Here is a 25,843-nt window from a genome sequence, read left to right on the forward strand (position 1 = left end):
CGCAGATTATACCCTCGCCCTCACATCAGCCCGCGGGCCAGCAAAGCAATCTCGCCGATCAGGATGGCCGCCATCATGCCGAATCCCCAACGGCTGATGCGGTCGACATGATTGCGCAAGGCATCGATCTGCGCCTGCAGCGACGCGATCGCCTTCACGATCTCATCGCGCGTGTACAACTGCATTTCGAGGCGCAGTTTCGCAAAGCCATCGTCAACATATTGGCGCATGCGGGCGAACTGGGTGGTGGTTGAGTCGCGCTATGCGGCAGCCTCCATCACTGTGCAGACCACCATTGTTTGCCATTCCCACCCGAAGCCCCTTGAGCACGCGCACAACAAACTGCGGAACTGAATAGCCAGCGCGCTGTCAGCGCAAGTGCGGCGGCAACCCGTCTTGCGCCGCCAGCAGCCGGGCATGCGCCGCCATGTCCACCGGCCGGTACTTGACCACCGTGCCGGCCGGATGGGCGCCCAGGTAGTTGTCGCCTTTCCAGTTACGCGCAGGACGCACCGGGCGCGGCACGAAACCACCGCCGCAATTCGGGCAGGTATTGGCCAGCAGGCCGACGCAATCGGCGCAGAAAGTACATTCGTAGGTGCAGATGCGCGCCTCGAGCGACGCCGGCGGCAAGTCTTTGTTGCAATTTTCACAGCTTGGACGCAGTTCCAGCATGGTATTTCCCCAGTTTTGCAAAAAATTTAATGCTATCCGAATATTTTTCTTGACGTAGGCTTTCACATGTAAGATATTTATTACACGTGTCTTCAACTTAAATCAGAAAGGACGTAGCATGAAATACCTCGCCACCCTGCTGCTTGCAGCCAGCTTCACCGCCCCAGCCCTCGCCAGCGACGGCGCCCTGACGGACAAAGAGCGCATCGACCAGCTCATCCAGCAGAACAAAGCCCTGCTGGCGCAGAACGCGCAGTTGCTGGAACAGTGCGAACGGCCCAAGACCAAAGAAGAAGCCTTCGCCCAATGCATGCAGGCGGCGCGCGGCGACAAGGGCGCGATGGCGACGGAATCGGTCGGCGCCAGCTGCCGCCAGCTGCTCAAGTGAGCCTGATGCAAAACCTGCTGCCCGTGCTGGAAGCACTTGCCAACCCGCACCGCCTGCGCATCATCGCCGCGCTGAAAGTGGACGGCCGCAACTACGTCAGCCAGTTGGCGCGCGACGTCGGCATCAGCCGTCCCCTGCTGCACCTGCACCTTGCCAAGCTGGAGGCAGCTGGTCTTGTGACCAGCCAGCACGAACTCTCCAGCGACGGCAAGGCGCTCAACTACTTCGAAGTGGCGGACTTCCGCCTGCAACTCGACCCGGCGGCGATTGTAGAGGCCGCCCAACACATCAAACTGGAAAAGGAATAAACGTATGTCCGAGCACATCTACCTGCTGACCCTGGGCCTGCCGCTGGCCACATTGCTGGTCATCTTCGGCATGAAGTACTGGTCCAACGCCCACAAGGCCCGCGCCGAAGCCGCCAGCGCCGAAGCCTACCGCGAACTGGCCAGCAAGTCCGCCGCCGCCCTCGCCGACAACGCCGCTGCCATGGCCGCCATGCAAGCCACGCTGGCCGACATGAAAGGCCGCCTGGCCTCGGTGGAAACCATGCTGAAAGAGGTGGGCTGATGATGGCGCACCTGTGGCAACGCGACGCCCGGCACGAAGATGTCCGCCGCATCAACATCTACCTGCTGCGCCTGCTTTATAGCCTGATGTTCTTCGTCCTCGGCCACAGCACGTGGAACGAGATCCTGACCCACCAAGGCCCGTGGGCGCCGGATGAAGCCGTGGCATGGACGGTGTGGACCGCCTTCGCCACGCTGGCCGGGCTCGGCATCCTGCGCCCGGTGAAGATGCTGCCGATCCTGCTGCTGGAAGTGTTCTACAAAGTCCTGTGGCTGGCGATCGTCGCCTACCCGCTGTGGAGCAACGGCACCCTGGCCGGCTCGCCGGCCGAAGGCACCACTTACGCCTTCCTCTGGGTCGTGCTCGCGATCGTGGCCGTACCGTGGGGCCACATCGCCAAAGCCTACTTCACCTGGCCGAAGAAGGCGCAGCCAGCCTGAGGCGCTCACAATTCGGGGTCACAATTCGGGGTCAAGTCTGACATTCGGACAGCTAGCGCTATCCTTTGATCTTTCTCAATACGCGAAAAGAGGTGGTTTTGCGTATTGAGGAATATCAAAGAACTGGTCTGGGTGTCCGATTGTCAGACCTGACCCCGAATTTGGGCGAAAAAAAACCCGCATAGTGCGGGTTTTTTTTGCTGTTAAAACAGATTACTCTGCTTTAGCTTCGGCGGAAACAGCACCAGCTGGCACGGAGGCGGTAGCGATGGTGGCGTCGGCGCCGTGGGTGACCAGGGTCACGCCTTTTGGCAGCTTCAGTTCGGAAGCGTGCACGGATTGGCCTACGTCCATCTTGGACAGGTCAACTACGATGAACTCTGGCAGGTCAGCTGGCAGGCAGGAGATTTCGATCTCGTTGGCTACGTGGCTGATGGTGGCGGAGTGCAGCTTCACAGCTGGGGACACTTCGGCGTTTTCGAAGTGCAGGGCAACTTTCACGTGCAGTGGCTTGTTGGCGTCAACGCGCTGGAAGTCAGCGTGCAGGACCAGTTGCTTGAATGCGTGCATCTGGAAATCGCGCAGCAGCACTTTTTCCACTTTGCCGTCAACTTCCATGTCCAGGATGGACGAGTGGAAAGCTTCTTTTTTCAGCGCGTGGAACAGTGCGTTGTGGTCCAGGGCGATGGTCACTGGGGCTTCGGTGCCACCGTAGATGATGCCAGGGGTCTGGCCGGAATTACGCAGGCGGCGGCTCGCACCCGTACCTTGCAGATCACGTTTGAATGCTACTACTTTCATGGAATACTCCAAAAAATAAAACAAGGCGTACTGCCTTGTCGTTAAAAAGAAGCGCCCCGCGACCAGGGCGCTTCAGCGAAACGGCCGCCGCTTGCGCTGCGGCCGCAAATTCTTTAGTCGACGAACAGGGAAATGACCGAGTCGCCTTTGATGATGCGCTTGAAGGTCTCTGCCAGCAGCGGGGCGCAGGTGACCTGGCGGATCTTGCCGCATGCCTTGCCTGCTTCGGACAGCGGGATGGTGTCGGTCACCACCAGCTCGTCCAGCGAGGAGCCGGAGATGCGTTCGATGGCCGGACCGGACAGCACCGGGTGCGTGCAGTAAGCGATCACTTTCTTGGCGCCGCGCTCTTTCAGCACTTCGGCGGCTTTCACCAGGGTGCCTGCGGTGTCGACCATGTCGTCCATGATCACGCAGTTGCGGCCTTCCACTTCACCGATGATGTTCATCACTTCGGAGACGTTGGCTTTTGGACGGCGCTTGTCGATAATGGCCAGGTCGCAGCCGAGGCGCTTGGCCAGCGCGCGGGCACGCACCACGCCGCCGACGTCGGGCGACACCACCAGCAGGTCTTCTTCGGCCTTCTTCTGCAGGTCGCCCAGCAGCACTGGCGATGCGTAGATATTGTCGACAGGGATATCGAAGAAACCCTGGATCTGGTCTGCGTGCAGATCCATGATGATCACGCGGTCAACGCCGGCTTCTTCCAGCATGTTGGCGACGACTTTTGCCGAAATGGCCACACGCGCGGAGCGCGGGCGGCGGTCCTGGCGGGCATAGCCAAAGTAAGGAATTGCAGCGGTGATACGGCCAGCGGACGCACGTTTCAGGGCATCGACCATCAGGATCAGTTCCATCAGGTTGTCATTGGTCGGTGCGCAGGTCGATTGCAGCACGAAGACGTCTTTACCGCGGACGTTTTCGTTGATTTCGACCATTACTTCGCCGTCGGAGAACTTCGATACGACAGCTTTGCCGAGTGGGATGCCGAGATTTTTTGCGACCCCTTCTGCCAAGGCAGGATTAGCGTTGCCGGTAAAAACCATCAGGTTTTCGTAAGCCATTGGGAGTCCCGAGAGGTAGTGTTGAAATTCGATGGGCACTCCCGCGTGGCAGGAGCTTTGTTTTCACCCCTGGCTGGAGACTGATGCCTCGACAGAACCAGGGAAAAACGGTGGCAGGGGAACAAGGATTCGAACCTTGGTATGCCGGAATCAAAATCCGGTGCCTTAACCAGCTTGGCGATTCCCCTACTCTTAACTGACTGTCTTTCGTCAGTAGGCCGACATTATAAAGCCTATTTCACGAAAAACCAAATCTTTTTTCGCTTCACAACTTTGCGATGATTGGATGCTGTTTCAGTGCCTTCGCTTTCCATCCGATCCAGGCGGCTGGCACTTTCGCAAGCACCGCATCGGCCTGTTCTTCGCTATGGAGGGCGACGAACACACAAGCTCCGGAGCCAGTCATCCTGGCATCACCGTAAGCGCCCAGCCATTCTACCGCTTCTGCTACTTGCGGGAACAACCGGCACGCCACTTGTTGCAAATCGTTCTTTCCAAACTGCCGCAGATCATTTCGATTTGCGTGGTAGCTGGAAAAGTCCGACATATTAACGGGCGGCGTATCCCTTGTCAAATGCTCTGAGGTAAAAATTTGAGCCGTCGGGCATTGCACGCCGGGCTCGATCACCACATACCAGCAGTCGGGGGCGTCGACCGGCTGCAGGTCTTCGCCCACGCCTTCGGCAAAGCCGGTTTCGCCGAAGATGAAGAACGGCACGTCGGCGCCCAGCGGCAGGGCCATGGCCATCAACTCCTGCTGGTCGAGGCCGGCCTGCCACAGCTTGTTCAGGGCCATGAAGGTGGTGGCGGCGTCGGAGGAGCCGCCACCCAGGCCGCCGCCCATGGGCAGGATCTTGTCGACCGTGATGTTGACGCCGGGCGGCAACGCGCCACGGCGGCGCGCGACTTCCGCTTGCAGCAGGCGCGCGGCGCGCATCACCAGGTCCTGCTCCACCGGCACGCCGGGGATGTCGTTGGTGCGGTGCAGTTCGTGGTCGTCGCGCAGGGTGAAGTGCAGCGTGTCGCTGCGGTCGATGATCTGGAACACCGATTGCAGCAGGTGGTAGCCGTCGGCGCGGCGGCCATTGACGTGCAGGAACAGGTTCAGTTTGGCCGGGGCCGGGCAGTTCAACAGGCTTTTCATTCGTACTCTACGTGTTCGACGAAGACGCGCAGCGCCATCTCCTGGATGTCGCCGCTGCCGGGATGTTCGGCATCGAAGCGCTGCGGGCGCGGCACCGCTGCGCCCTCTTGCCAGCCGGTGTAGCGCAGGCGCCAGCCTTCGCGCGTGGTCACTTCGCTATTGGCGGGGCTGGCCGTCCAGGGCTTGCCCTGGGCGTCGATGGCATGGCCTTGCAGCCAGCTGCGCATGCCGGACACCGGCAGGGTCCAGCCCAGGACGCGCGCGCTCAGGGCGTCGATGCTGGGCGCGCTGACGGGCGGCTTGTTGCCCCCTTCGCGCAGCGTGGCGCCGTGCGGCGTGACTTCGATGGTGGCGACGGTGTTGCCGAACTGGGTGGCCAGCGCCACGTCGGTGCGCTGCGCGTCCTGCTTCCAGGTGAAGTTGACGGTCACCGATTCCTGCTTGCCGTCCTTGAGGTAGCGCGCGTTCAGGCGGCCGGTCAGGGACAGTGCAGCGGCATAGGGGGCGACGGCGGCAGTCGAGGGCGGTGTGGCAGGGGCGGTGGCGCAGCCGCACAGGATGGCGGCCGCGCCGGCGATGGCGGCAAGGGTTTTGAAGCTCATTAAATGCCTGCGTTGAGGCGCGCCAGCGTGCTGCGCAGCGCGTCGTTTTTCGGATCCTTGGCGCGCGCTTCGCGCCACAGCTTGGTGGCGCCGGCTTTATCGCCCTGCATCCACAGCACTTCGCCCAGGTGCACGGCAATCTCGGCGTCGCTGCGCAGCGCGTAGGCCTGGCGCAGGGATTGCTCTGCTTCCTTCAGCTTGCCCATGCGGTACAGGACCCAGCCCATGCTGTCCATGATGTAGGGGTCGCCGGGCGCCATCTTGAGCGCTTTGTCGATCAGCTCATAGGCTTCGGCCAGGCGGATGTTGCGGTCGGCCAGCGAGTAGCCCAGCGCGTTGTAGGCGTGGTGGTTGTCGGGCACCGATTCCATGACTTTGCGCAGCGCCGTTTCCATGGCCTCCACCTTGCCCAGCTTTTCCGCCGCCAGGGCGTAGTCGTACATCAGGTCGGGGCTGTTGGGGAAGCGCAGCACGCCGTCTTCCAGGGTCTTGAAGGCTTCGACGGCGCGGCCGGCGTCGCGCAGCAGCTGGCCTTCGGTCTGCAGGATCTGCACTTGTTCGGCCACGTCGGCCGCCGTGATTTCCTTGAGCTGGGCGCGGGCGCCCTCGACGTCGCCTTTGCGCGCGGTGATGTGGGCGCGTTTCAGGCGCGCCGACAGCATGGCGCGCGGGTCGTCCGCTTCGATCTTTTCCAGCCAGCCCAGGGCGCCATCGAGGTCGCCGCGCTCTTCGGCGATCTGGGCCAGCAGCATCAGGGCTTTGTTCGGGTCGCGCTCGGGATCGGGCTGGCGTTCCAGCACGGCGATGTAGCGCTTGAAGTAGTCTTCCGCCGACTTGGTGTCCTGCCCCTGCAGCGCCATGATGCCGAGCGCGTACAGCGTGGCGGGATTGTCCGGCTGGTCTTTCAGCAGCAGCTGGAACTGCGCGCGCGCCTGGTCGTACTGTTTTTGTTCCACCAGCAGGCGGGCGTAGGCGGAGCGCACTTCGCGCGCGCCGGGATTGGCTTGCAGGAAGCCGGCGAACAGCTGCTGCGCGCTATCCAGGTCCTGCAGCATCTGGCCCAGGGTCAGGGTGGCCAGTTCGGAATCGGGCTTGATCTCGACGGCTTTCCGGGCCTCGGCGCGGGCGCGCTCGGCGTTGCCGGCGGCGTGCGCGCCTTGCGCCAGCACCAGGTGCGCTTCCTGCGTTTGCAGGTAGGGCTGCAGCACGCGGTCCATCAGCGCGAAGGCGGCGGCCTTGTCCTTGGCGCGCAGCAGGAACTGCTGCATCTGGAACATCAGCAGGGGGCGGCCGGTCGGCGGTGCGGCTTTCAGGCGCTGTGCGAACAGTTGTTCCGCTTCGCCCAGGTCGTCGCCCAGCACGGCGAAACCGAGGAAGTACTGCGCCGCTTCGTCCGATTCGGGCGCCAGCTCGCGCCACAGGCGGATCGCCGACAGCGCTTCATTGCCCTGCTTGGCCGACAGGGCCATTTCCGACGCGCGCCGCGCCAGGCGCGGGTCGCGCGTCTGCTGCGCCAGCACCATCATGGTGACATAGGCGCTTTGCCACTGGCCGCGCTTGAAATCGAGTTCGGCCTTGGTCAGCTTGTAGAACAGGTCGCTGGTCAGTTCGACGTTGGGCAGCTTGTCGCCCGCCGGCGCGGCCTTGGCGACGGCGGCGGCCGGCGCCGGTTCGGCCGCGGCGGGGGCCGCCGGCTCGGGCGCCGCCTGCTCTGGCGGCACGATGGCGCAAGCGGACACAAGGGCCGACAGGGTTACAATGGCGAATGCGTTTTTCAAAGGAAGATCCTGCAAATCGGGCTCAAGACTTGATTCTACGCCAACCCGCAGAAAACCACCCCCATGCCTGAATTACCAGAAGTTGAAGTCACCCGGCGCGGTGTCGCGCCGCATATCGAGGGCCGCACCGTGCGCGCCGTGGTGCTGCGCCGCGACGGCCTGCGCTGGCCCTTCCCGGACGACTTGCCGGCGCTGCTGGCGGGCCGCCGCATCGTGGCCACCGACCGCCGCGGCAAGTACCTGCTGGTGTGCTTCGAGCACGGCACCCTGATCATCCACCTGGGCATGAGCGGCCACCTGCGCGTGCTGCCGACCGGCATCCCGCCGGAAAAGCATGATCATTTCGACATGACGGTGGAAGGCGCCGATGGCTTGCATGTGCTGCGCATGACCGACCCGCGCCGTTTTGGCGCCGTGCTGTGGCATGCGGCCGGGGATGGCGCGCTGGAAGAGCACACGCTGCTGCGCGGCCTGGGCGTGGAGCCGCTGGGCCAGGCCTTCAGCGGCCGCCTGCTGTTCGAACAGACGCGCACGCGCAGCGCCGCCATCAAGCAGGTGCTGATGGCAGGCGATATCGTGGTCGGGGTGGGCAATATCTACTGCTCGGAAAGCCTGTTCCGCGCCGGCATCAATCCCAAGACGGCCGCCAACCGCATCAGCGCGGCGCGCTATGACCGCCTGGCGCAGGCGATCCGCGATGTGCTGGCCGAGGCAATAGTTCAGGGTGGTAGCACTTTGCGTGACTTTATCAGCGTAAACGGGCAATCGGGCTATTTCCAGCAGTCATATTTCGTCTATGATCGTGCTGGTGTGCCCTGCCGCCTGTGCGGCGCGCCTGTGCGCCAGATCAAGCAGGGGCAACGCTCCACTTTTTATTGTGTAAATTGCCAGAAATAACGAGATAAAACGAAGATGGTAAGGGACCTCGAACAATACAGCGCATGGCGCCAGGGTGTGATTGCCGCCGTCGCAAACTACCGCGACTGGATCGTACAGGCCGACCTCGCGGATGCAGCGGCGGAGCAGCGCCTGGCGCGCACGCTGTCCAAGCTGTCCGACGACAAGCTGTCGGTAGCCTTTGTCGCCGAATTCTCGCGCGGCAAGTCTGAGCTCATCAATTCGATTTTCTTTGCCGACTTCGGCCAGCGCATCCTGCCCTCGGCGGCCGGCCGCACCACCATGTGCCCGACCGAGCTGATGTACGACGCAGCCTACCCGGCCTGCATCCGCCTGCTGCCGATCGAGACGCGCGCCGAGAACCTGTCGACCAGCGATTACCGCGACGACCCGCATGCCTGGACCGTGCTGCCGCTGCAGCTCGATGCGCCGGAGCAGATGCAGGAGGTGTTCAAGCAGGTCAGCCTGACGCGCCACGTGCCGGTGGAGGAAGCCAAGCGCTACGGCCTGTACGACGAGAACGATCCCGATATGCCGGTCACGCTCGACAGCGACGGCCTGGTCGAGATTTCGCGCTGGCGCCACGCCATCATCAACTTCCCGCACCCGCTGCTGAAGCAGGGCCTGGTGATCCTCGATACGCCGGGCTTGAACGCCATTGGTACCGAGCCGGAACTGACCCTGAACCTGATCCCGCATGCGCACGCCGTGCTGTTCATCCTGGCCGCCGACACCGGCGTCACCAAGAGCGACATCGAAGTGTGGCGCACGCATATCGGCAACGGCGCCGGGCGCATGGTGGTGCTGAACAAGATCGATTCGATGTGGGACCCGCTGCGCACCGAGGCCGAGATCGAGGCCGAGATCCTGCGCCAGCAGGACCACGCGGCGCATATGCTGGGCCTTGATCCGCGCCAGGTGTTCCCGGTGTCGGCGCAGAAGGCGCTGGTGGGCAAGATCACCGGCGACCATGAGCTGGTGCACAAGAGCCGCATGAAGCAGCTGGAAAGCGCGCTGTTCAACGAGCTGATCCCCGCGCGCAAGGACATCATCCGCCGTCGCCTGGGCGACGAGCTGGCGGCGCTGAGCAGCGCGCAATACGCCGCGCTGTCGGCCCGCACGCGCGGCATCGTGGAGCAGCTGCTCGAGCTGAAGGGCCTGCGCGGCAAGAACCAGACCGTGATCGCGCACATGGCGCGCCGGGTCGAGGCCGAGAAGAAGGAATTCGACGAGAGCCTGTTCAAGCTGCAGGCCACGCGCGCCGTGTTCACGCGCCTGTCGACCGAGCTGTATTCCAGCCTGGGCATGGACGTGCTGCGCGATAACCTGATCAAGGCGCGCGCCGGCATGCAGTCGAGCCGTTTCACCACCGGCCTGCGCGATGCGATCAAGGCCTACTTCGAATCGATCCACGACAACCTGGATGAGTCGGAGCGCAAGATTGAAGAAATCCGCAGCATGATGGAGACGATGTATAAGAAGTTCTCCGCCGAGCACGGCCTGTCGCTGGCTTTGCCGATGGCCTTTTCGCTGGCCAAGTACCGCGATGAGATCAACGAGGCGTACGGCATCTACGAAAAGCAGTTCGGCACCGCGGCCATGCTGACCACCTCGCGCGTGGTGCTGATGGAGCGTTTCTTCGACTCCGTGGCGTCGGCCGTGAAGCGCTGCTTCAAGGCCGCCAATGCGGACACCGACGCCTGGCTGAAAGTGATCATGGCGCCGCTGGAATCGCAGATCCGCCAGCACAAGGAGCAGCTCAAGCACCGCCAGGCTTCGATCGCGCGCATCCACGACGCGACCGATACGCTGGAGCAGAAGATCGAGGCTTTCGAGGCCACGCAGGCGACGCTGGAGGCGCAGAAGGCCAAGCTGGCGGCGCTGGCGGCTGCCATCACCGACGCCATCGCGGCAGAACCGGTGGTATTGGAGGCAGCGGCGTAAGTGCAGTACGAAGATCCCAGCTTTTCCGCCACGCTGGTCGCGTGGCAGAAGGAGCATGGCAGGCACGACCTGCCGTGGCAGAACACCCGCGATGCCTACCTGGTGTGGCTGTCCGAAATCATGCTGCAGCAGACGCAGGTGTCGGCCGTGCTCGGTTATTACGCGCGCTTCCTGGAGCGCTTCCCCACCCTGCGCGCGCTGGCCGAGGCGCCGGTGGAGGACGTGATGGCGCAGTGGGCCGGCCTGGGCTACTACACCCGCGCGCGCAACCTGCACAAGTGCGCGCAGCGCGTGGTCGCTGAATATGGCGGTGTGTTCCCGTCCGATCCGGCTTTGCTGGCCGAGCTGCCGGGCATCGGCCGCTCCACGGCAGCGGCGATTGCCGCCTTTTCCGCCGGCCGCCGCGCGGCCATCATGGATGGCAACGTGAAGCGCGTCTTCGCGCGCGTGTTCGGCATCGACAGCTATCCGGGCGAGCGCAAGACCGAGGAGGCCATGTGGGCGCGCGCCGAAGCGCTGGCGCCGTCCGACGGTATCGAAGCTTACACGCAGGGCCTGATGGATATGGGCGCGACGCTGTGCACGCGCAGCCGCCCATCCTGCGAGCGCTGCCCGATGCAGGCGCGCTGCGTGGCCTTCGCCACCGGCCGCACGGCCGAACTGCCGGTCCGCAAACCAAAGAAGGCCACGCCGGAGAAGGCCGCCCACATGCTGCTGCTGGTTGATCGCGGCCAGGTGCTGCTGGAGCAGCGGCAGTCCACCGGCATCTGGGGCGGCCTGCTTTCGCTGCCCGAGCTGGCAGGCCACAACGCCATCGCCCGCGCTGCCGACGATGACGCCAGCGCCGCGCCCGACGCGCCGGCGGACGCCGCCGTGGCGGCCGCCGTGCGTCCTTTCGGCGCCATGGAGTCGCTGGAACGCCTGCTGCCGCTCGTCCACATCTTCACCCACTACAAGCTGCACATCCATCCGCTGCTGGTCACGCTCTCGTCCCGCGCCGCGCTGGCCGGCGAAGGCCGCTACCTTTGGCTCGACGCCGCCGCCCTGCCCGACGCCGCCCTGCCCGCGCCAATCAAGAAGCTTCTGCTCGAGCTGCTCGGTGAACGCGCCCAGGCGCGCATGTTCTGAAGGAGCCTGGCGGGTTTAAGGCCTGCTTAACGTTGCTGCGCTGCGCGCGTGGCATAGTCCACTACATGAAATCCTTCGAAGAACTCAGCCCGCTGGGCAAGACCATTACATGGTGCGTCGTAGTCGAAGTCCTTATCGTGGCTTTGGCGTTCTGGTTGACCAAGTCCCTGGCGGCGTCACTGCTGCTTGCGTTTGGCCTGCTGGGGCCGGCGTCCGTCTGGGTCGGACCGCTGATCCTGCAACACTACAAAGCCAAGGACGAGCTCAAGCTGAAAAAAGCTTAGCCATATTGATGGCTGTGCCGATAGCAGCCACCAGGCTGCCAGCCAGAGCACCGATGGCCCATTTGACCAGCCGAGTTTCCATGCGCGCCATCCGGGTCTCCAGCCGCGCGATCTCCTCCTTCGTCGCGTAGTTGGACTTGATAACTGCCACGTCACATTCGATGGCAGAGAGCCTGCGCTCCAAGCCTAGGCCCAGAAGGCTTGATCCGGACCAAAGGTCTTCGAGGGAGGAGATGCGGCAATGCTCGGCGGTGGCGTAGCGGTCGGTCGTACCGGCGATGCCGTCGGCGAGGCGTTGCGAAGGCATCGGAGGCAGCAGGGGCGGATTTAATCGGGTTATTCGCAATCAATCCTGATCGATTGTCGTGGCGCCTTGGCTGGCGTTTGATACGACACCGTGCACGCTTTCAGGTTCTCGGGGAGACGTTTGTGCAAGGAAATCTCACCGCCTTGGCCATAACTACACACCAACCACTTTCCTTGTTCAAAACCAGTTTCACCAAAGCGAAAAACAGTCACTTCAAGCTCGCTACGCTTGCTGATTCTCTCGCCCTTCAGCCCCGCGCGCATGTCGGGTGGCCCTGCCGCGACACCTGCAGATGACAGCCTCAATGGGAACTCGATATACGACTGCCACCCATACATCTCAACCTGCACTGCTGCTGGCCTGATCACGTCAGGGCACTCATTCCTTGGCGCCGCGATCCCCAGCACGTGAAAGGAAGCGCAAATCGTGGCAATGACAGTTATGGCGAGCCTCATCAGATATCCTCACTTAATGACAAAGAATGCTGCAGCGTTGTCCGAGGGCGTTTCATATTGGCCGTTTGAGTATGTCTTTTTCAGCCTGATAAATCGTTTGGAGATACTTCTTTTATCCCGTCCGGGCCACTGGTCAATGACATAGATCCCGTCCGATACCTGGCCCAAGTAAAAAGCTGAGTGGTTTCCTTTGCTCTTGTTCGGATAACGTCCATTGACAAAGGTGGCGATTGCGGTGCCGGGCAAGAGCCTCTTATTTCCGAGAACCTTTTCTCCCTCACGCCAAAGTGAAGCAGGCGGCGCAGCCGTGTAATGGCGGATCAATGCAACACATTCTTCGTCGCCGACTTTTGGCTCACCGTCCAAGGCACGCGCGTTGGCATAAATGTACGGCATTCTCGCCTCCCGAACTAAGTTCCGATACAGAAATTGTCCTATCAATCGACGCGCAGCAATTTGCGCGAACTCAAGCCAACAGGAGTTCGAAGGAATGGATGCGGCGGTGCTCAGCGATGGCGTCGCGGTCGGGTACGCGGCGCTGCAAATCACCTGCCTGACCATGCGCGTTTCCAGAAAGCCCAAGCGCAGCCTGGGCTTGAAGCAGTTCAAAGGTCTTCGAGGGAATAGATGCGGCGGTGTTCGGCGATGGCGTAGCGGTCGGTCATGCCGGCGATGTAGTCGGCGATGCGGCGTGCTTGCGCGCTGGCGTCGCCGCGCTCGCTGCGGTAGTCGGGCGGCAGCAGCGCGGGGTCGGCGGTGAAGGCCTGGTACAGCTCGCGCACCATGCGGCTGGCCTTCAGGCGCATGCGGTTGACCTTGTAGTGGCGGTACAGGTTCTCCATCAGGAAGCGCTTGAGCTCCGTGGCATCCTTGCGCATCTGGTCGGAGAAGCGGATCAGCGGCGGCGCGGCGCGCACGTCGTCAATGCTGCGCGGGCCGTGCGCGGCGATGCGCTCCTGCGAGGTGGCGATCAGGTTGTCGGCCAGGGCGGTGATCAGGCGGCGCAGGGTTTCGTAGATGGCGCGGCGGCCGGCGAGGCCGGGATGGGCGGCCTGCACCTCGCGCCACAGGCGGCCGAAGAATTCCACCTCCTCCAATTGCGCGATGGTGATCAGGCCGGAACGCAGGCCGTCGTCGATATCGTGGCTGTTGTAGGCGATTTCATCGGCCAGGTTGGTGAGCTGCGCTTCCAGCGAGGGCTGGGTCTTGTCGAGGAAGCGCTGCGCCACGTCGCCCAACAGCTTCGCATTGTTGACGGAGCAGTGCTTCAGGATGCCTTCGCGCGTTTCGAACATCAGGTTCAGGCCGTCGAAGGCGCCGTACTGCTCTTCCAGCAGGTCCACCACGCGCAGGCTTTGCAGGTTGTGCTCGAAGCCGCCGTGCTCCTTCATGCATTCGTGCAGCACGTCCTGCCCCACATGGCCGAAGGGCGTGTGGCCCAGGTCGTGCGCCAGGGCGATGGCTTCCACCAGGTCTTCGTTCAGGTGCAGGTTGCGCGCCAGCGAGCGGCCGATCTGCGCCACTTCCAGGCTGTGCGTCAGGCGGGTGCGGAACAGGTCGCCCTCGTGGTTGAGGAAGACCTGGGTCTTGTATTCGAGCCGGCGGAAAGCGGTGGAATGGATGATGCGGTCGCGGTCGCGCTGGAACTGCGAGCGCGAAGCATGCGGGGTTTCGGGGAAGCGGCGGCCGCGCCCCTTGTCAGAATGTGCTGCGTAGGGGGCGAGCGTCTCTTCCAATTCTTACTCCGTGCAGGCTTCCAGGGTTTGCAGCAGCGCGTCCTGCGCTACGGTCGTGATGCGCGCTTTGCCGAGCGGGTCGAGCAGGATGAACTTGATCGCCCCGCCCTCGTTTTTCTTGTCCACTTCCATCAGCTCCAGCCAGCGCGCGGCGCCCAGGTCGGGCGCCACGGTCGGCAGGCCGGCCGCCGCCACCAGGTCGCGGATGCGCTCCAGCGCGGCGCTGTCGATGAAGCCCAGGCGCCGCGACAGGTCGGCCGCCATCACCATGCCGCAGCCGACCGCCTCGCCGTGCAGCCAGGCGCCGTAGCCCATGCCCGCTTCGATCGCGTGGCCGAAGGTGTGGCCGAAATTCAGGATGGCGCGCAGGCCGCCTTCGCGTTCATCCTGGCGCACCACGTCGGCCTTGATCTCGCACGAGCGGGCGATGGCGTAGGCCAGCGCCCCCTTGTCGCGCGCCATCAGCAGGCCGATGTTGGCTTCGATCCAGTCGAAGAACGGCACATCGATGATGCAGCCATACTTGATCACTTCCGCCAGGCCGGCCGACAGTTCGCGCGCCGGCAGGGTTTCCAGCGTGCTGGTATCGGCGATGACGGCTTTGGGCTGGTAGAAGGCGCCGATCATGTTCTTGCCCAGCGGGTGGTTGATGCCGGTCTTGCCGCCCACCGAGGAGTCGACCTGCGACAGCAAGGTGGTCGGCACCTGCACGAAATCGACGCCGCGCATGTACGACGCCGCGGCGTAGCCGGTCATGTCGCCGATCACGCCGCCACCCAGCGCCACCAGGGTGGTCTTGCGGTCGGCCTTGTTGGCCAGCAGGGCGTCGAATACCCGCATCAGCGATTCCCAGTGCTTGTGCTCCTCGCCGTCCGGCAGCACCACCTCGATCACGTCTTTGCCGGCGGCCGCCAGCGGGGCCCGCACGCGCTCCATATACAGCGGGGCCACGGTCTCGTTGGAGACGACGGCCACCTTCTTGCCGCCCACGTATTTGGCCAGCAGGCTGGCATCGTCAAGCAGGGACGGGCCGATGGCGATCGGGTAGCTGCGCTCTCCCAGATCGACATTGAGCAGGATGTTGGTCTGTTCGTTCATTGCGGGTTCTGCCTTGGTCACGCAGTTGGGGGCCGCCTGGCAGGCCAGCGCGTCCAACTGGTTGATGATGGACTGCACCATCGATTGTACGTTGGGCCGGCCGGTATCGATGACCAGGTCGGCCATCTCCATATACAGCGGCTCGCGCTGCGCCAGCAGTTCTTCCAGTTTCTTGCGGGGATCGGCCGTCTGCAACAGGGGCCGGTTCTTGTCGTGCGCCGTGCGGGCCAGGATGGAATTGACCGACGCGCGCAGGTAGATGACGGTGCCGCGCTCTTTTAACAGGGCGCGGCTGCCTTCGTTGAGGATGGCGCCGCCGCCGGTGGCCAGCACGATGCCTTGCTGGCTGGTCAGGTCGCGGATCACATCCGCTTCGCGCCGGCGGAAAGCTGGTTCGCCTTCAATCTCGAAGATCCACGGGATCGAGGCGCCCGTGCGGCTTTCAATTTCGTGGTCGGAATCGACGAACCGCAGGCCCAGCTTGCGGGCGAGCTGGCGACCAATGGTCGTCTTGCCCGCCCCCATCAAACCAACTAAGTAAACATTTTGCATTCACGCATGATAGCTCAATTCGGGTCGAGGCAGTCTGCGTAGGTACCGGAGTTGCTGGTGCCGTATGGGCTGGTGTAGCCCGGTGGGATGACTTTACGGTCGCTGTAGTCGGTGACCAGGCCGATCAGGCGCGGGATGAAGGCCTGGTAGACCGCCTCCGAACCCTGCACCGAACCACGGATGGTCAGGTCCACCGCCAGCCAGTTGGCGCGGTCGCGCGGGTAGGTCAGCGTGACGATCGCGGTGCCGTTGGCGTCAGTGGTGCCGCCCACGGTGACCGAAACCGGGATGCCCGGCTGCAGGATGCCGTCGCGGTTGACGTCTTCGCCCGGGTTGATCACGCCGTCGCGGTTCAAGTCTTCGTTCGGGCAGGAGAACGGGACCGGCCTGAGCGAGCCGTTTGGCAGCTGCCATGGGCCGTCGGTGCCCAGGTACTCCAGCACGCCCTTGTAGTAGTAGCGCGGCACCACGGAAGCGGTGATGGTCACGCCCGGCACGGCATTGCCGCTGGCGTCGGACACCATCACGGTGTAGTCCTTGCGGTAGCGGGTCGGGCCGTCTTCCGCGGTCACGTTGCCGGTACCGGCGGTGATCGACAGCGAACGGCGCGAGACGGTCAGGTTGGCGGTCGCCGAAGCGGTCGAGGCACCCTGCAGCTGGGCGCGGATCACCACGCCGTTCAGGGCGGTGGCGGACGTGCCGGCCACGTAGCTGACGGTGGCGGTACCATCGGCGCCGGTGCTGACCAGCGAAGGCTGGGTCAGGGTGCCGCCGCTGGCGTCGCTGACGATGCTGAAGGTGACCAGGGCGTTCTTGACCAGGTTGTTGGCCGGGGTGCCATCGCGCACCACGGCGCGGATGGTGGCCTGCTGGGTGGTGCTGCCAGCGGTGTTGGCGCCGATCACGGCCGGATCAGCCTGCACGATGACGTTGGCCGATGGCAGCAGCTGCGCCACGAACTCGAGCGAACCCTGGGTGGTGCCGCCATTGACGATGTTGGCGGTCAGGGTGGCGACGCCAGGGCTGCTGGCTTGCACATAGACGGTGGCATTGCCGCCGGACAGCGGCACGCCCGAGGTCATCGGGGTGGTGCAGGCGGCATTGGTGAAGACGCTGCCGCGCGAGCTGCCGACGATGACCAAGCCTTCGGTGGCCTGGCCGGCGTTGTCGCTGTGCACCTGGAGCGGGACGCAGGTGTTGATGTTGGCCACGCCGCCGGCCGGGCCCTGCACCGTGAAGTTGGCCGAGCTGATGGCGATCACCGCGGTCGCGGTTTCGCCCTTGGCGCTGACGGTGATGGTGTCGGCGGTGCCGCTGCTGGCGGCATAGCTCAGGATCAGCTGGCCGGCCGAGTTGGTCACGGCTGGGCCGCCACCTTTCACGGTCAGCGCATTGCGGGTGGAGCTGAAGGTCACCGGCGCATCTTTCAGCGCCAGGCCGGACGAGTCGACCAGCTTGACGGTGATGTCGGTGCTGGTGCCGACGTTGACGGTGCTGTTGGCATTCACGGTCAGCTTGGTGCCGGTCACCACCACGCTGGCGGTGGCCGGGGTGACGCCCGGCAGGCTGGCGGTGACGCGGATGACGCGGCTGGTGGCGTCGCCGCCGGTGTTCAGCTTGGCGGTCACGATGCCCTTGTCGTTGGTCACCGGGTTGGCCACGGTCAGGCTGCCCGAGTCGGCCGCCAGGTCGACGCGCACATTCGGCATCACGGCGTTCTTGGAATCCTTGACCAGGGCCGTCAGTTCGACTTCGGCGCCCGCGGCGCCGGCCGAATTCAGGGTGCCGGCGCTGGCGGTCAGGGTCAGGGTCTGGGTCGCCTGCACCACCTTCACCACGATTTCGTTGGAGGTGACGCCGTTCACGCTGGCCGAGATCTTGATGTCGCGCAGCGAGGAATCGCCCTTGGTGCTCAGCTTCTCGCTGACCACGCCGTTCGAATCGGTGACCGCGGTGCTGGTGCTGATGCTGCCGGAGCTGGCCTTGAACACCACTTTGGCGCCGGGTACGGCGCGGCTGTTGCCATCCTTGACGATGGCGGTCAGCACCACTTCGGTGCCGTCCTGGCCGGACGAGGCGATGGTATCGGCGCTGGCGGTGACCACCACGCTGGCCGCGCGCGGCGCGGTCGGGTCAGGATTGCCCGGTGTGGAGCCGGGCGAACCGCCGCCGCCGCCGCAGGCGGCCAGCAGGCTGGCGCAGGCGAATGCCCCGGCCCAGCCCGATAATTTACGAAAAATATTGCTCATTTCTCTACCCTTATACTGGTGACACTGGAATTTCGTCTCAACGCGCGGACAGGCGGTCGGTAACGATCTTTGGCGTAATGAAGACCAGCAGCTCGGTCTTGTCATTGGTACGCGAATTGTTCTTGAACAGGTTGCCCAGGATCGGCACGTCGCCCAGCAGCGGCACCTTGTTCACGGTATTGCGCTCGACCTGCTGGTAGATGCCGCCCAGCACCACGGTGCCGCCGTTTTCCACCATCACCTGGGTCTTCACGTGCTTGTTGTCGATCGCGAAGCCGGCGCGGGTTTCCTGCGCCACCGAATCCTTGGTCACGTCCACGTCCAGCACCACATTGCCGTCCGGCGTAATCTGCGGCACCACGTCCAGCTTCAGGTTGGCCTTGCGGAACACGATCGAGGTCGCGCCGCTCGACGTGGCCACCTGGTACGGCAGTTCGATACCCTGCTCGATGATGGCGGCGGTCTTGTCGGCCGTCACCACGCGCGGGCTGGAAATCACCTTGCCGGTGCCGTCGGCTTCCAGCGCCGACAGTTCCAGGTTGAGGAAGCGGTTGGCGGCCGAGTTGAACAGGCTGATCGCCAGGCTGCCGGCCTGCGCGCCGCCGATATTGGCGGCCGGCAGGTTGATGAACTGGGTGTTGCCGAACGAGGTGCTGTCGTCCACGCGCACCACGCCGGTGGCCTGGCCCACGCCGTTCTGGTTGCCGCTGATGGCCAGGCGGTTGTTGCCGCCCACGTTCCAGCCGGCGTCGCCGCCGCGGATGCCGCGCATGTCGGCAAAGCCCAGCTTGGCGCCCAGGGTGCGGGTGAAGGTGTCGGACGCTTCCACGATGCGCGCCTCGATCAGCACCTGCTTGGTGGCGACGTCGGTCTTCTGGATCAGCTTGCGCACTTCGTCCAGCTTGGCCGCGATATCGGTCACGAACAGCTGGTTGGTGCGCGGTTCGATGATGGCGCTGCCGCGCTTGGACAGGATGCGGTTCTTAGTGTCCGAGCCGTCGATGCCGAACACGGTCTTGAACGCTTCCGCCTTCTGGTAGTTCAGCTGGAAGATTTCCGACTTGAGCGGTTCCAGGTCGGCGATCTGGGCGCGCTGCTCGAGCTCGAGCTTCTCCTTGGTCAGCAGTTCCTCTTTCGGCGCGATCCACAGCACATTGCCGTTCTTGCGCATGTCCAGGCCCTTGGCCTGCATCACCACGTCCAGCGCGTGGTCCCATGGCACTTCCTTCAGGCGCAGGGTCAGGTTGCCGCCCACGCTGTCGCTGGTGATGATGTTCAGGCCCGAGATGTCGGCAATGGCCTGCAGCGCCGCGCGCACTTCCACGTTCTGGAAGTTGAAGGAAATCTTCTCGCCACGGTAGCCCTGGGAACCCTGCACCAGCTTGTTCGGGTCTTCCTTGATCGGCTTGACCTCGACCACCAGCTGGGTGTCGCTCTGGTACACGCTCTGCTCCCACAGGCCATGCGCCTCCACCGTCATGCGCACGTTGTCGCCTTGCGGCACGGTCGTCACGCGGTTGACCGGGGTGCCGAAGTCGGTCACGTCCAGGCGGCGGCGCAGGGTTTCCGGCAGGCCGGTCTTGAGGAAGTCGACCACCACGCCGGTCGCGGTCTGGCGCACGTCGACCGCCACCTGGTTGTTCGGCAGGTCGATGACGACACGGCCTTCGCCGTTATTGCCGCGGCGGAAGTCGATATCGCGCAGCTGCTGTTTGCCTTTGGGCGCCGGCGCCGGCTGGGCCGCCGCCACCGGCAGGCCGCGCGCGTCGACCGCCTGCGCCACGCCGCCCGAGGCGTCGATGGTCAGGATCACGGCCTTGCCGTCGATCGCGGTGGCATAGTTCAGGGTGCGCTTCAGGTTGAACACCAGGCGCGAACGCTCGCCGGCCTGCACCACGTTGACGCTGGCCAGGTCGCCCAGGTTGATTTCCTGGCTGGTCTTGCCGGTGGCGTTGGTGGTGGCGCCGAAGTCGAGCGCGATGCGCGCCGGGTTGGTGATGGCAAAGCCGATCGGCAGCTTCTGCGGCGCGTCCTTCATCTGGATCTTCACGATCACATTATTGCCCTGCTGGTTGGCCGTGATCGATTCGATCGCGTTGCCTTGCTGGGCCTGCGCCACGGCTGCGCTGCCGGCCAGCGCCAGCACGACGCCTACCTGGCGGCAAAGGCGCTTCACGGTTCTGATGGCGATCATTTGGAGCTCTCCTTACTTTCCTGCAGTTCCAGCTTCGATATGCGTTCGACCCAATCGCCGGCCGCATCCTGAACAATTTCCCGTACCGTGATCGCGTCGTCGTCGACCCCGGTAATCAATCCGTAATTCTGGCCAGCGTACTGGCCTTTCCTGACCTGGTAGACCGTGCGGTCAATCTGCACCAGGCCGTACACCACCTGGTTCTTTTCCATGGTGCCGACCATCTTCATGGCATCCAGCGGGAAGCTCTCGAGGAACTCCTTGCGCCGGTTCTGGTCCGGCGCCTGCGCGCCGCCGGGGCGGTTCTTGGCCATTTCGGTCAGCAGCTTGCTGGCATTGAACGGGTCCAGCGCATCCTGGGCGGCGTAGGCAAACGGCGTGAAGGTCTTCGGTTCCGGCAGCGGCTTGACGGTGGGCCGGGTCTGCGCATCGGTTTCCTTCATCCAGCGCCGCACCTCGTCGACGTCGCTTTCACCGCACGCGCTCAGCAGCATTACGCACAGCAGAGGGGCGAACTTCTTCATTTTTTCGCTCCTTTTTTCTTCTTCTCCGCCGCAGCAGCGCGCTGCGCCGCCACTTCCTCCGGATCGAGGTAGCGGAAGGTCTTGGCGATCGCATTCAGCTGCAGCTGGCCGCCGCCCTCCTTGCCGTCCTTGCCCTTGGTGTCGAGCGCGATATTGTTGAGCGTGACGATACGCGCCATGCCTGCCAGGTCGCCGGCAAAGGCGCCCAGGTCATGGTAGCTGCCCGACACGCGCAGCTCGATCGGCTGTTCAGCGTAGTATTCCTTGACGTCGACCCGGTTCGGCTTGAACAGGTCGAAAGTCAGGCCGCGGCCGGTGCCGGCCTGGTTGATGTCCGACAGCAGGGCCGCCATTTCCGCCTTGCCCGGCAGCTGCTTCTCCATCAGCACCACGTATTTGTCGACTTGCTCTTTCTGCCGCTTGAGTTCTTCCAGGTTGACGGCCTGGCCCACTTTCATCTTGTACTCATCGCGCAGCTTCTGCTCCTCGGCCGCGCCCTGCTCCAGCGCCTCGTACTGGCCTTGCCAGTAGCCGAAATAGCCGGCCAGCACCACCGCCGCGCCCACGCCCACCGCGCACAGCACGCGCGGCACGATCGGCCACAGGCCCGGATGCACGCCGTTCAGGTTGCGGAACTGGGCGCTGAGCGATTCCCCTAATTCTTTCAGATCAGTTGCCATGGTTATGCTCTCAGGACTGGTCAGCGGCAGGCTTGGCGCCACCTTTGGCGCCGGCCTTGCCGTCCGGGTTTTCGTCCTTGTCGCGCGGACGCTTGATCATGACCGACAGCTGGAACTCGACGATCTTGTGGCCGCCGGCCTTGTTCGGGCCGCCCAGGGTGCCCGACTTGACTTCCACCAGGTCGGGCCGCTCGAGCCACGGCGAGTTGCCCGACAGGTTGCGCAGCAGCTCGGAGACGCGCTCCTGCGACTGGGCATTGCCGGTCAGCGTGACTTTCAGGTTTTCCTGCTTGACGGTGCGCAGGTAGACGCCGGGCGGGGTCTGCTTGACCAGTTCGTCGAGCAGGTAGACCGGCTGGTTGCGGTCGGCCTGCAAGTCTTCCACCGCCTGCTGGCGCGCCTTCAGCGCGTCGATTTCCTGGCGCAGGGTGGAGATTTCGGCGATTTTCTTGTCCAGCTCGGCAATCGAGGCCTTCAGCACGCCATTGCGTTCTTCCTGGATCGACTGCGCGCGCGCGTTGTAGCCGCTCACCATCAGCACGATGGCCACGCCGGCCAGGCCGCCCAGGGCCAGCAGGGCGATGAAGGCTTGCTTGCGCAGCTTGCGCTTTTCCTCCCGGTGCGGGAGCAGGTTAATGCGTATCATCAGCCGAACCTCCGCATGGCAAGCCCGCACGCCACCAGGTAGGCCGGCGCATCGCTGCGCAGCGCCTGCTCACGCACGCCCGAGGCCAGTTGCATGCCCTTGAAGGGCGATACCACGGCGCTGGAAATGCGGGTGCGGCTGGCGATAATCTCGAGCAGGCCCGGCAGCACGGCGCAGCCGCCGGCCAGGAAGATCTGGTCGATCTTGGTAAACGGGGTCGAGGTGAAGAAGAACTGGATGGCGCGCGTCACTTCCAGCGCCGCGCCTTCCAGCCACGGGGCCAGCACGTCGGACTGGAAATTCTCCGGCAGGTCGCCGCTCTTCTTGCGCGCCTCGGCCTCCTCGAAGGCCAGGCCGTAGGAGCGCACGATATCCTGGGTCAGCGAATTGCCGCCGAACGGCTGCTCGCGCTCATACACGGTGGCGCCGTCCAGCATGACGGAAATCTGCAGCGACACGGCGCCGATCTGGAACAGGGCGATCATCTGGCCGGCGCCGCCATCGGGCATTTGCGCGGTGATGCGGTCGAGCGCGGCGCGCGCGGCATAGGATTCAATATCCATCACCTGCGCCTTCATGCCGGCCGATTCGGCGATCGCTACCCGGTCCTCGACTTTTTCGCGGCGCGCCGCCGCCAGCATGACCTCGATATCGTCGACCGAATTGGCGACCGGGCCGATCACGTCGAAGTCCAGGCTCACTTCATCCAGCGCGAACGGGATGTACTGCGCCGCTTCGGACTCGACCTGCACTTCCAGCTGCTCTTCGCTCATGCCGGCCGGCAGCACGATCTTTTTTGTGATGACGGAAGCGGGCGGCATGCCGAGCGCCACATGCTTGGCGCGCGTGCCGCTTTTCTTGATCAGGCGGCGCACCGCCTCGACCACCTGCTCCATATTTTCAATATTCCCGTCGCTAACGGCGCCCCGCGGCAGCGGTTCCGAGGCGCAACGCTCAAGGCGCACCCCGTCCTTGCCCGCATCGGACAATTCCACCAGGCGCACGCTCGAGGTGCTGATATCAAGACCAACCAGAGGCGCCTGGGCGCCGCCTAACAGGGCTTTCAGGTCCAATGACATGGATGCACTCCTGACAACTCCATAGACATTTACATATCCAAATTCGTTTAAAAACCCGTGTTTAGACGGCAAACATGAGACAGTACATTAGATGCTAGCAACATTGCATGAGCACTGTAAAGGTATTTCTCCCGTGCACATTTGTACTTCTGTGAGGGTTTCGCCACACTAAAACTTGCAATTTATGGCATATCAAATAACTAAGTTGTTGAGTTACTCATGGACAATGTTTCCATCCATCAGGTGCGCGCTGGGGCATGGGGCCTCATTTATAATGCCTTGCATAAAACCTACTGAAGCTGCGTATGACTGCAAATAACCACGAGACCCCGGCCAAAAAACCCAAGGGTTTCCTCACGATGGCCCTGATTTCCCTGCTGGGCCTGATCCTCGCCGGCGTGCTGCTGGTGGTGTTCGGCCTGGCGCTGGCCTACCCCAACCTGCCCTCGCTGGAAACCCTGACCGATTACCGGCCGAAAATGCCGCTGCGTATTTACTCGGCCGACAATGTGCTGATCGGCGAGTTCGGCGAAGAGCGCCGCAACCTGGTGCATATCAAGGACATCCCCGATGTCATGAAGAAGGCCGTGCTGGCCATTGAGGACAATAACTTCTACGAGCACGGCGGCGTCGACTACGTGGGCATCCTGCGCGCCGCCCTGCACAATGCCACCGGCGGCGCCCGCCAGGGCGCCTCCACCATCACGCAGCAGGTCGCGCGCAACTTCTTCCTCTCCAGCGAGCAGACGTTCAAGCGCAAGGCCTATGAGGCGCTGCTGGCCTGGAAGATCGAACAGAACCTGAGCAAGGACCAGATCCTGGAGGTTTACATGAACCAGATCTACCTGGGCCAGCGCGCCTACGGCTTCTCGTCGGCCGCCCAAATCTACTTCGGCAAGAACCTGAAAGACATTAGCGTGGCCGAAGCGGCCATGCTGGCGGGCCTGCCCAAGGCGCCTTCGGCCTACAACCCGGTGGTCAACCCGAAGCGCGCCAAGGTGCGCCAGCAGTACATCCTGCAGCGCATGGCTACGCTTGGCTATATTACGCCCGCACAATACGAAGCGGCGAAGAATGAGCAACTAAAAGTGAAAACCGACAGCAGCGAGTTCGGCGTGCACGCCGAATATGTTGCGGAAATGGCGCGCCAGCTGGTGTACGAGCAGTTCAAGGACGAGACCTACACGCGCGGCCTGAATGTCTTCACCACCATTACCAAGGCCGACCAGGACGCCGCCTACCTGGCGCTGCGCCGCGGCGTGATGGAATACGAACGGCGCCACCCTTACCGCGGTCCGGAAGCCTATGTCGACTTGCCGGGCAACAAGTCCGAAGCCGATGAAATCATTGAAACCGAACTGGCCGAGCATCCGGACAGCGACGATATCGTGGCCGCCATGGTCCTGAGCGCCAGCGCCGACAAGGTGGTGGCCGTCACCGCCTCCGGCGAGGAAATCAGCATCAGCGGCGCCGGCCTGGCCATGGGCAAGAGCTGGCTGTCGGACAAGAACCCGCCCAACAAGCGCATCCGCCGCGGCGCCGTGATCCGCGTCATGCAGGTGGACAAGGACTGGCAGATCACCCAGATGCCGGAAGTGGAATCGGCCTTCATCTCGGCCAGCACGGAAGACGGCGCGATCAAGGCCATGGTGGGCGGTTTCGACTACAACCGCAACAAGTTCAACCACGTGACCCAGGCCTGGCGCCAGCCCGGCTCCTCGTTCAAGCCCTTCATCTACTCCGCCTCGCTGGAGCGCGGCCTGTCGCCGGCCACCCTGATCAACGACGCCCCGATCTCGTTCGATGCCGGCCAGACCGGCGGCCAGGCCTGGGAGCCGAAGAACTACGACGGCAAATATGAGGGCCCGATGAGCATGCGGCGCGGCCTGACCAAGTCCAAGAACATGGTCTCGATCCGCATCCTGCACCGCATCGGCGCCAAATACGGCCAGGAGTACACCACCCGCTTCGGCTTCGACGCCGAACGCAACCCGCCCTACCTGACCCTGGCCCTGGGCGCCGGCGGCGTGACGCCGATGCAGATGGCCGGCGCCTATGCCGTGTTCGCCAACGGCGGCTACAAGGTCTCGCCTTACCTGATTGCCAAGGTCACCGACGCCAACGGCAAGGTGCTGTCGCAGGCCAACCCGGACAAGGCGGGCGACGAGAAGAACCGCGTGATCGACGAGCGCAACGCATTCCTGATGGATTCGATGATGAAGGATGTGGTGCGCTTCGGTACCGCCACCCGCGCCCTGTCGCTGAAGCGTCCGGACATCGCCGGCAAGACCGGCACCACCAACGATTCGATCGACGCCTGGTTCGCCGGCTACCAGTCGAAGCTGGTGGGCGTGGCCTGGATCGGCTTTGACCAGCCAAAGAACCTGGGCAACAAGGAGACCGGCGGCGGCCTGGCGCTGCCGATCTGGATCGGCTACATGGCCAAGGCGCTGAAGAACATCCCGATTGAGGAGCGGCCAATCCCGGATGGGATCATCGCGCAGGATGGCGAGTATTACTATGCAGAGAATCCGCCGGGCGTGGGCGTGGACAGCCTGGAAGGCGCCACCCGCGGCACCCCGGCCGAGGAAAAGCAGAAAGATGCTGT

The 25,843-nt window shown here is 63.7% G+C and carries 27 protein-coding genes and 1 tRNA gene; 9 read left to right on the plus strand and 19 right to left on the minus strand.

Annotated features, from left to right (window positions below; translation table 11 throughout):
- Positions 1-20 precede the first annotated feature (20 nt).
- Positions 21-230 (minus strand): hypothetical protein, encoded by a 210-nt coding sequence (locus tag ACE3TQ_RS06495; RefSeq protein WP_374581176.1) that lies wholly within the window; start codon positions 228-230, stop codon positions 21-23.
- A gap of 139 nt (positions 231-369) precedes the next feature.
- Positions 370-675, minus strand: a complete 306-nt coding sequence (locus tag ACE3TQ_RS06500; RefSeq protein WP_374581178.1) for a DUF1272 domain-containing protein — start codon at positions 673-675, stop codon at positions 370-372.
- A gap of 118 nt (positions 676-793) precedes the next feature.
- Between ACE3TQ_RS06500 and ACE3TQ_RS06505 the strand changes: the two genes are divergently transcribed.
- The 4 genes from ACE3TQ_RS06505 to ACE3TQ_RS06520 are packed head-to-tail and all read left to right on the plus strand — an operon-like array spanning position 794 to position 2,073.
- Entirely contained in the window at positions 794-1,063 is a 270-nt protein-coding gene (locus tag ACE3TQ_RS06505; protein ID WP_374581179.1) for a hypothetical protein, read from the plus strand.
- A 5-nt stretch (positions 1,064-1,068) separates the two neighbouring features.
- Positions 1,069-1,371: an ArsR/SmtB family transcription factor gene (locus ACE3TQ_RS06510; RefSeq protein WP_374581180.1), complete on the plus strand. Its 303-nt coding sequence runs from the start codon at positions 1,069-1,071 to the stop codon at positions 1,369-1,371.
- A gap of 4 nt (positions 1,372-1,375) precedes the next feature.
- On the plus strand, positions 1,376-1,633 hold the full coding sequence (locus tag ACE3TQ_RS06515) for a hypothetical protein (protein ID WP_374581181.1): 258 nt from the start codon (positions 1,376-1,378) through the stop codon (positions 1,631-1,633).
- On the plus strand, positions 1,633-2,073 hold the full coding sequence (locus ACE3TQ_RS06520) for a hypothetical protein (protein WP_374581182.1): 441 nt from the start codon (positions 1,633-1,635) through the stop codon (positions 2,071-2,073). Before ACE3TQ_RS06515 ends, ACE3TQ_RS06520 begins: the two co-directional genes overlap by 1 nt.
- Positions 2,074-2,286: 213 nt before the next feature.
- Here ACE3TQ_RS06520 and ACE3TQ_RS06525 read toward each other — a convergent pair whose 3' ends face one another.
- From ACE3TQ_RS06525 to ACE3TQ_RS06550, 6 genes are all read right to left on the minus strand, one after another.
- A complete protein-coding gene (locus ACE3TQ_RS06525; RefSeq protein WP_374581183.1) occupies positions 2,287-2,874 on the minus strand; it encodes a 50S ribosomal protein L25/general stress protein Ctc in 588 nt (195 codons plus the stop codon).
- Positions 2,875-2,987: 113 nt separating this feature from the next.
- Positions 2,988-3,938: a ribose-phosphate pyrophosphokinase gene (locus ACE3TQ_RS06530; RefSeq protein ID WP_374581184.1), complete on the minus strand. Its 951-nt coding sequence runs from the start codon at positions 3,936-3,938 to the stop codon at positions 2,988-2,990.
- 111 nt (positions 3,939-4,049) lie between these two features.
- Positions 4,050-4,126, minus strand: a tRNA-Gln gene (locus ACE3TQ_RS06535).
- Positions 4,127-4,203: 77 nt separating this feature from the next.
- On the minus strand, positions 4,204-5,082 hold the full coding sequence (gene ispE / locus ACE3TQ_RS06540) for a 4-(cytidine 5'-diphospho)-2-C-methyl-D-erythritol kinase (protein WP_374581185.1): 879 nt from the start codon (positions 5,080-5,082) through the stop codon (positions 4,204-4,206).
- Positions 5,079-5,684: an outer membrane lipoprotein LolB gene (locus ACE3TQ_RS06545; protein ID WP_374581186.1), complete on the minus strand. Its 606-nt coding sequence runs from the start codon at positions 5,682-5,684 to the stop codon at positions 5,079-5,081. Before ACE3TQ_RS06545 ends, ispE begins: the two co-directional genes overlap by 4 nt.
- Positions 5,684-7,462 carry a tetratricopeptide repeat protein gene (locus tag ACE3TQ_RS06550; RefSeq protein WP_374581187.1) on the minus strand — a complete coding sequence of 593 codons (1,779 nt, stop codon included), beginning with the start codon at positions 7,460-7,462 and terminating at the stop codon, positions 5,684-5,686. The genes ACE3TQ_RS06545 and ACE3TQ_RS06550 overlap by 1 nt, the downstream gene beginning before the upstream one ends.
- Before the next feature lie 63 nt (positions 7,463-7,525).
- Between ACE3TQ_RS06550 and mutM the strand changes: the two genes are divergently transcribed.
- The 4 genes from mutM (at position 7,526) to ACE3TQ_RS06570 (ending at position 11,715) form a co-directional block, all read left to right on the plus strand.
- Complete coding sequence (gene mutM, locus ACE3TQ_RS06555; RefSeq protein WP_374581188.1) at positions 7,526-8,359, plus strand: bifunctional DNA-formamidopyrimidine glycosylase/DNA-(apurinic or apyrimidinic site) lyase; 834 nt, start codon at positions 7,526-7,528, stop codon at positions 8,357-8,359.
- 15 nt (positions 8,360-8,374) lie between these two features.
- The gene (locus ACE3TQ_RS06560; RefSeq protein WP_374581189.1) at positions 8,375-10,303 is read left to right on the plus strand and encodes a dynamin family protein; all 1,929 of its coding nucleotides are present in this window, start codon (positions 8,375-8,377) and stop codon (positions 10,301-10,303) included.
- Entirely contained in the window at positions 10,304-11,431 is a 1,128-nt protein-coding gene (mutY, locus tag ACE3TQ_RS06565; protein WP_374581191.1) for an A/G-specific adenine glycosylase, read from the plus strand. It abuts the gene before it with no gap.
- A 65-nt stretch (positions 11,432-11,496) separates the two neighbouring features.
- Positions 11,497-11,715, plus strand: a complete 219-nt coding sequence (locus ACE3TQ_RS06570) for a hypothetical protein (RefSeq protein ID WP_374581193.1) — start codon at positions 11,497-11,499, stop codon at positions 11,713-11,715.
- On the opposite strand, the gene ACE3TQ_RS06575 is transcribed toward ACE3TQ_RS06570, so the two are convergent.
- From ACE3TQ_RS06575 to ACE3TQ_RS06625, 11 genes are read right to left on the minus strand one after another with little or no spacing between them, the layout of a single operon-like run.
- Complete coding sequence (locus ACE3TQ_RS06575; protein WP_374581194.1) at positions 11,696-12,022, minus strand: hypothetical protein; 327 nt, start codon at positions 12,020-12,022, stop codon at positions 11,696-11,698. The two genes, ACE3TQ_RS06570 and ACE3TQ_RS06575, sit on opposite strands and share 20 nt — an antisense overlap.
- 29 nt (positions 12,023-12,051) lie before the next feature.
- Positions 12,052-12,477, minus strand: a complete 426-nt coding sequence (locus ACE3TQ_RS06580; protein WP_374581196.1) for an STY0301 family protein — start codon at positions 12,475-12,477, stop codon at positions 12,052-12,054.
- A 9-nt stretch (positions 12,478-12,486) separates the two neighbouring features.
- Positions 12,487-13,086: a BPSL0067 family protein gene (locus tag ACE3TQ_RS06585; RefSeq protein WP_374581198.1), complete on the minus strand. Its 600-nt coding sequence runs from the start codon at positions 13,084-13,086 to the stop codon at positions 12,487-12,489.
- On the minus strand, positions 13,083-14,213 hold the full coding sequence (locus ACE3TQ_RS06590) for a deoxyguanosinetriphosphate triphosphohydrolase (protein ID WP_374581199.1): 1,131 nt from the start codon (positions 14,211-14,213) through the stop codon (positions 13,083-13,085). Before ACE3TQ_RS06590 ends, ACE3TQ_RS06585 begins: the two co-directional genes overlap by 4 nt.
- A gap of 3 nt (positions 14,214-14,216) precedes the next feature.
- On the minus strand, positions 14,217-15,836 hold the full coding sequence (gene aroKB / locus ACE3TQ_RS06595) for a bifunctional shikimate kinase/3-dehydroquinate synthase AroKB (RefSeq protein WP_374581270.1): 1,620 nt from the start codon (positions 15,834-15,836) through the stop codon (positions 14,217-14,219).
- 41 nt (positions 15,837-15,877) lie between these two features.
- Positions 15,878-18,112: an Ig-like domain-containing protein gene (locus ACE3TQ_RS06600; RefSeq protein ID WP_374581201.1), complete on the minus strand. Its 2,235-nt coding sequence runs from the start codon at positions 18,110-18,112 to the stop codon at positions 15,878-15,880.
- Positions 18,113-18,149: 37 nt separating this feature from the next.
- Positions 18,150-20,306 carry a type IV pilus secretin PilQ gene (pilQ, locus tag ACE3TQ_RS06605; RefSeq protein WP_374581202.1) on the minus strand — a complete coding sequence of 719 codons (2,157 nt, stop codon included), beginning with the start codon at positions 20,304-20,306 and terminating at the stop codon, positions 18,150-18,152.
- Positions 20,303-20,830 (minus strand): pilus assembly protein PilP, encoded by a 528-nt coding sequence (locus tag ACE3TQ_RS06610; RefSeq protein ID WP_374581203.1) that lies wholly within the window; start codon positions 20,828-20,830, stop codon positions 20,303-20,305. Before ACE3TQ_RS06610 ends, pilQ begins: the two co-directional genes overlap by 4 nt.
- Positions 20,827-21,510, minus strand: coding sequence for a type 4a pilus biogenesis protein PilO (locus ACE3TQ_RS06615; RefSeq protein WP_374581204.1), 684 nt, complete (start codon positions 21,508-21,510; stop codon positions 20,827-20,829). Before ACE3TQ_RS06615 ends, ACE3TQ_RS06610 begins: the two co-directional genes overlap by 4 nt.
- Positions 21,511-21,520: 10 nt before the next feature.
- Positions 21,521-22,156, minus strand: a complete 636-nt coding sequence (locus ACE3TQ_RS06620) for a PilN domain-containing protein (RefSeq protein ID WP_374581205.1) — start codon at positions 22,154-22,156, stop codon at positions 21,521-21,523.
- Complete coding sequence (locus ACE3TQ_RS06625; RefSeq protein ID WP_374581206.1) at positions 22,156-23,235, minus strand: pilus assembly protein PilM; 1,080 nt, start codon at positions 23,233-23,235, stop codon at positions 22,156-22,158. The genes ACE3TQ_RS06620 and ACE3TQ_RS06625 overlap by 1 nt, the downstream gene beginning before the upstream one ends.
- Before the next feature lie 305 nt (positions 23,236-23,540).
- Here ACE3TQ_RS06625 and ACE3TQ_RS06630 point away from each other — a divergent pair.
- On the plus strand, positions 23,541-25,843 hold a 2,303-nt coding region (locus tag ACE3TQ_RS06630), incomplete at its 3' end, for a penicillin-binding protein 1A (protein WP_374581207.1).

Source organism: Pseudoduganella sp., from assembly GCF_041914865.1.
Lineage (GTDB): Bacteria > Pseudomonadota > Gammaproteobacteria > Burkholderiales > Burkholderiaceae_D > Rugamonas.

Coding starts and splice junctions, on each gene's coding strand:
- ACE3TQ_RS06495 (WP_374581176.1), bottom strand. CDS start 230: ATGCGCCAATATGTTGACGATGGCTTTGCGAAACTGCGCCTCGAAATG.
- ACE3TQ_RS06500 (WP_374581178.1), bottom strand. CDS start 675: ATGCTGGAACTGCGTCCAAGCTGTGAAAATTGCAACAAAGACTTGCCG.
- ACE3TQ_RS06505 (WP_374581179.1), top strand. CDS start 794: ATGAAATACCTCGCCACCCTGCTGCTTGCAGCCAGCTTCACCGCCCCA.
- ACE3TQ_RS06510 (WP_374581180.1), top strand. CDS start 1,069: ATGCAAAACCTGCTGCCCGTGCTGGAAGCACTTGCCAACCCGCACCGC.
- ACE3TQ_RS06515 (WP_374581181.1), top strand. CDS start 1,376: ATGTCCGAGCACATCTACCTGCTGACCCTGGGCCTGCCGCTGGCCACA.
- ACE3TQ_RS06520 (WP_374581182.1), top strand. CDS start 1,633: ATGATGGCGCACCTGTGGCAACGCGACGCCCGGCACGAAGATGTCCGC.
- ACE3TQ_RS06525 (WP_374581183.1), bottom strand. CDS start 2,874: ATGAAAGTAGTAGCATTCAAACGTGATCTGCAAGGTACGGGTGCGAGC.
- ACE3TQ_RS06530 (WP_374581184.1), bottom strand. CDS start 3,938: ATGGCTTACGAAAACCTGATGGTTTTTACCGGCAACGCTAATCCTGCC.
- ispE (WP_374581185.1), bottom strand. CDS start 5,082: ATGAAAAGCCTGTTGAACTGCCCGGCCCCGGCCAAACTGAACCTGTTC.
- ACE3TQ_RS06545 (WP_374581186.1), bottom strand. CDS start 5,684: ATGAGCTTCAAAACCCTTGCCGCCATCGCCGGCGCGGCCGCCATCCTG.
- mutM (WP_374581188.1), top strand. CDS start 7,526: ATGCCTGAATTACCAGAAGTTGAAGTCACCCGGCGCGGTGTCGCGCCG.
- ACE3TQ_RS06560 (WP_374581189.1), top strand. CDS start 8,375: ATGGTAAGGGACCTCGAACAATACAGCGCATGGCGCCAGGGTGTGATT.
- ACE3TQ_RS06570 (WP_374581193.1), top strand. CDS start 11,497: ATGAAATCCTTCGAAGAACTCAGCCCGCTGGGCAAGACCATTACATGG.
- ACE3TQ_RS06575 (WP_374581194.1), bottom strand. CDS start 12,022: ATGCCTTCGCAACGCCTCGCCGACGGCATCGCCGGTACGACCGACCGC.
- ACE3TQ_RS06580 (WP_374581196.1), bottom strand. CDS start 12,477: ATGAGGCTCGCCATAACTGTCATTGCCACGATTTGCGCTTCCTTTCAC.
- aroKB (WP_374581270.1), bottom strand. CDS start 15,836: ATGGGGGCGGGCAAGACGACCATTGGTCGCCAGCTCGCCCGCAAGCTG.
- ACE3TQ_RS06600 (WP_374581201.1), bottom strand. CDS start 18,112: ATGAGCAATATTTTTCGTAAATTATCGGGCTGGGCCGGGGCATTCGCC.
- pilQ (WP_374581202.1), bottom strand. CDS start 20,306: ATGATCGCCATCAGAACCGTGAAGCGCCTTTGCCGCCAGGTAGGCGTC.
- ACE3TQ_RS06610 (WP_374581203.1), bottom strand. CDS start 20,830: ATGAAGAAGTTCGCCCCTCTGCTGTGCGTAATGCTGCTGAGCGCGTGC.
- ACE3TQ_RS06615 (WP_374581204.1), bottom strand. CDS start 21,510: ATGGCAACTGATCTGAAAGAATTAGGGGAATCGCTCAGCGCCCAGTTC.
- ACE3TQ_RS06620 (WP_374581205.1), bottom strand. CDS start 22,156: ATGATACGCATTAACCTGCTCCCGCACCGGGAGGAAAAGCGCAAGCTG.
- ACE3TQ_RS06625 (WP_374581206.1), bottom strand. CDS start 23,235: ATGTCATTGGACCTGAAAGCCCTGTTAGGCGGCGCCCAGGCGCCTCTG.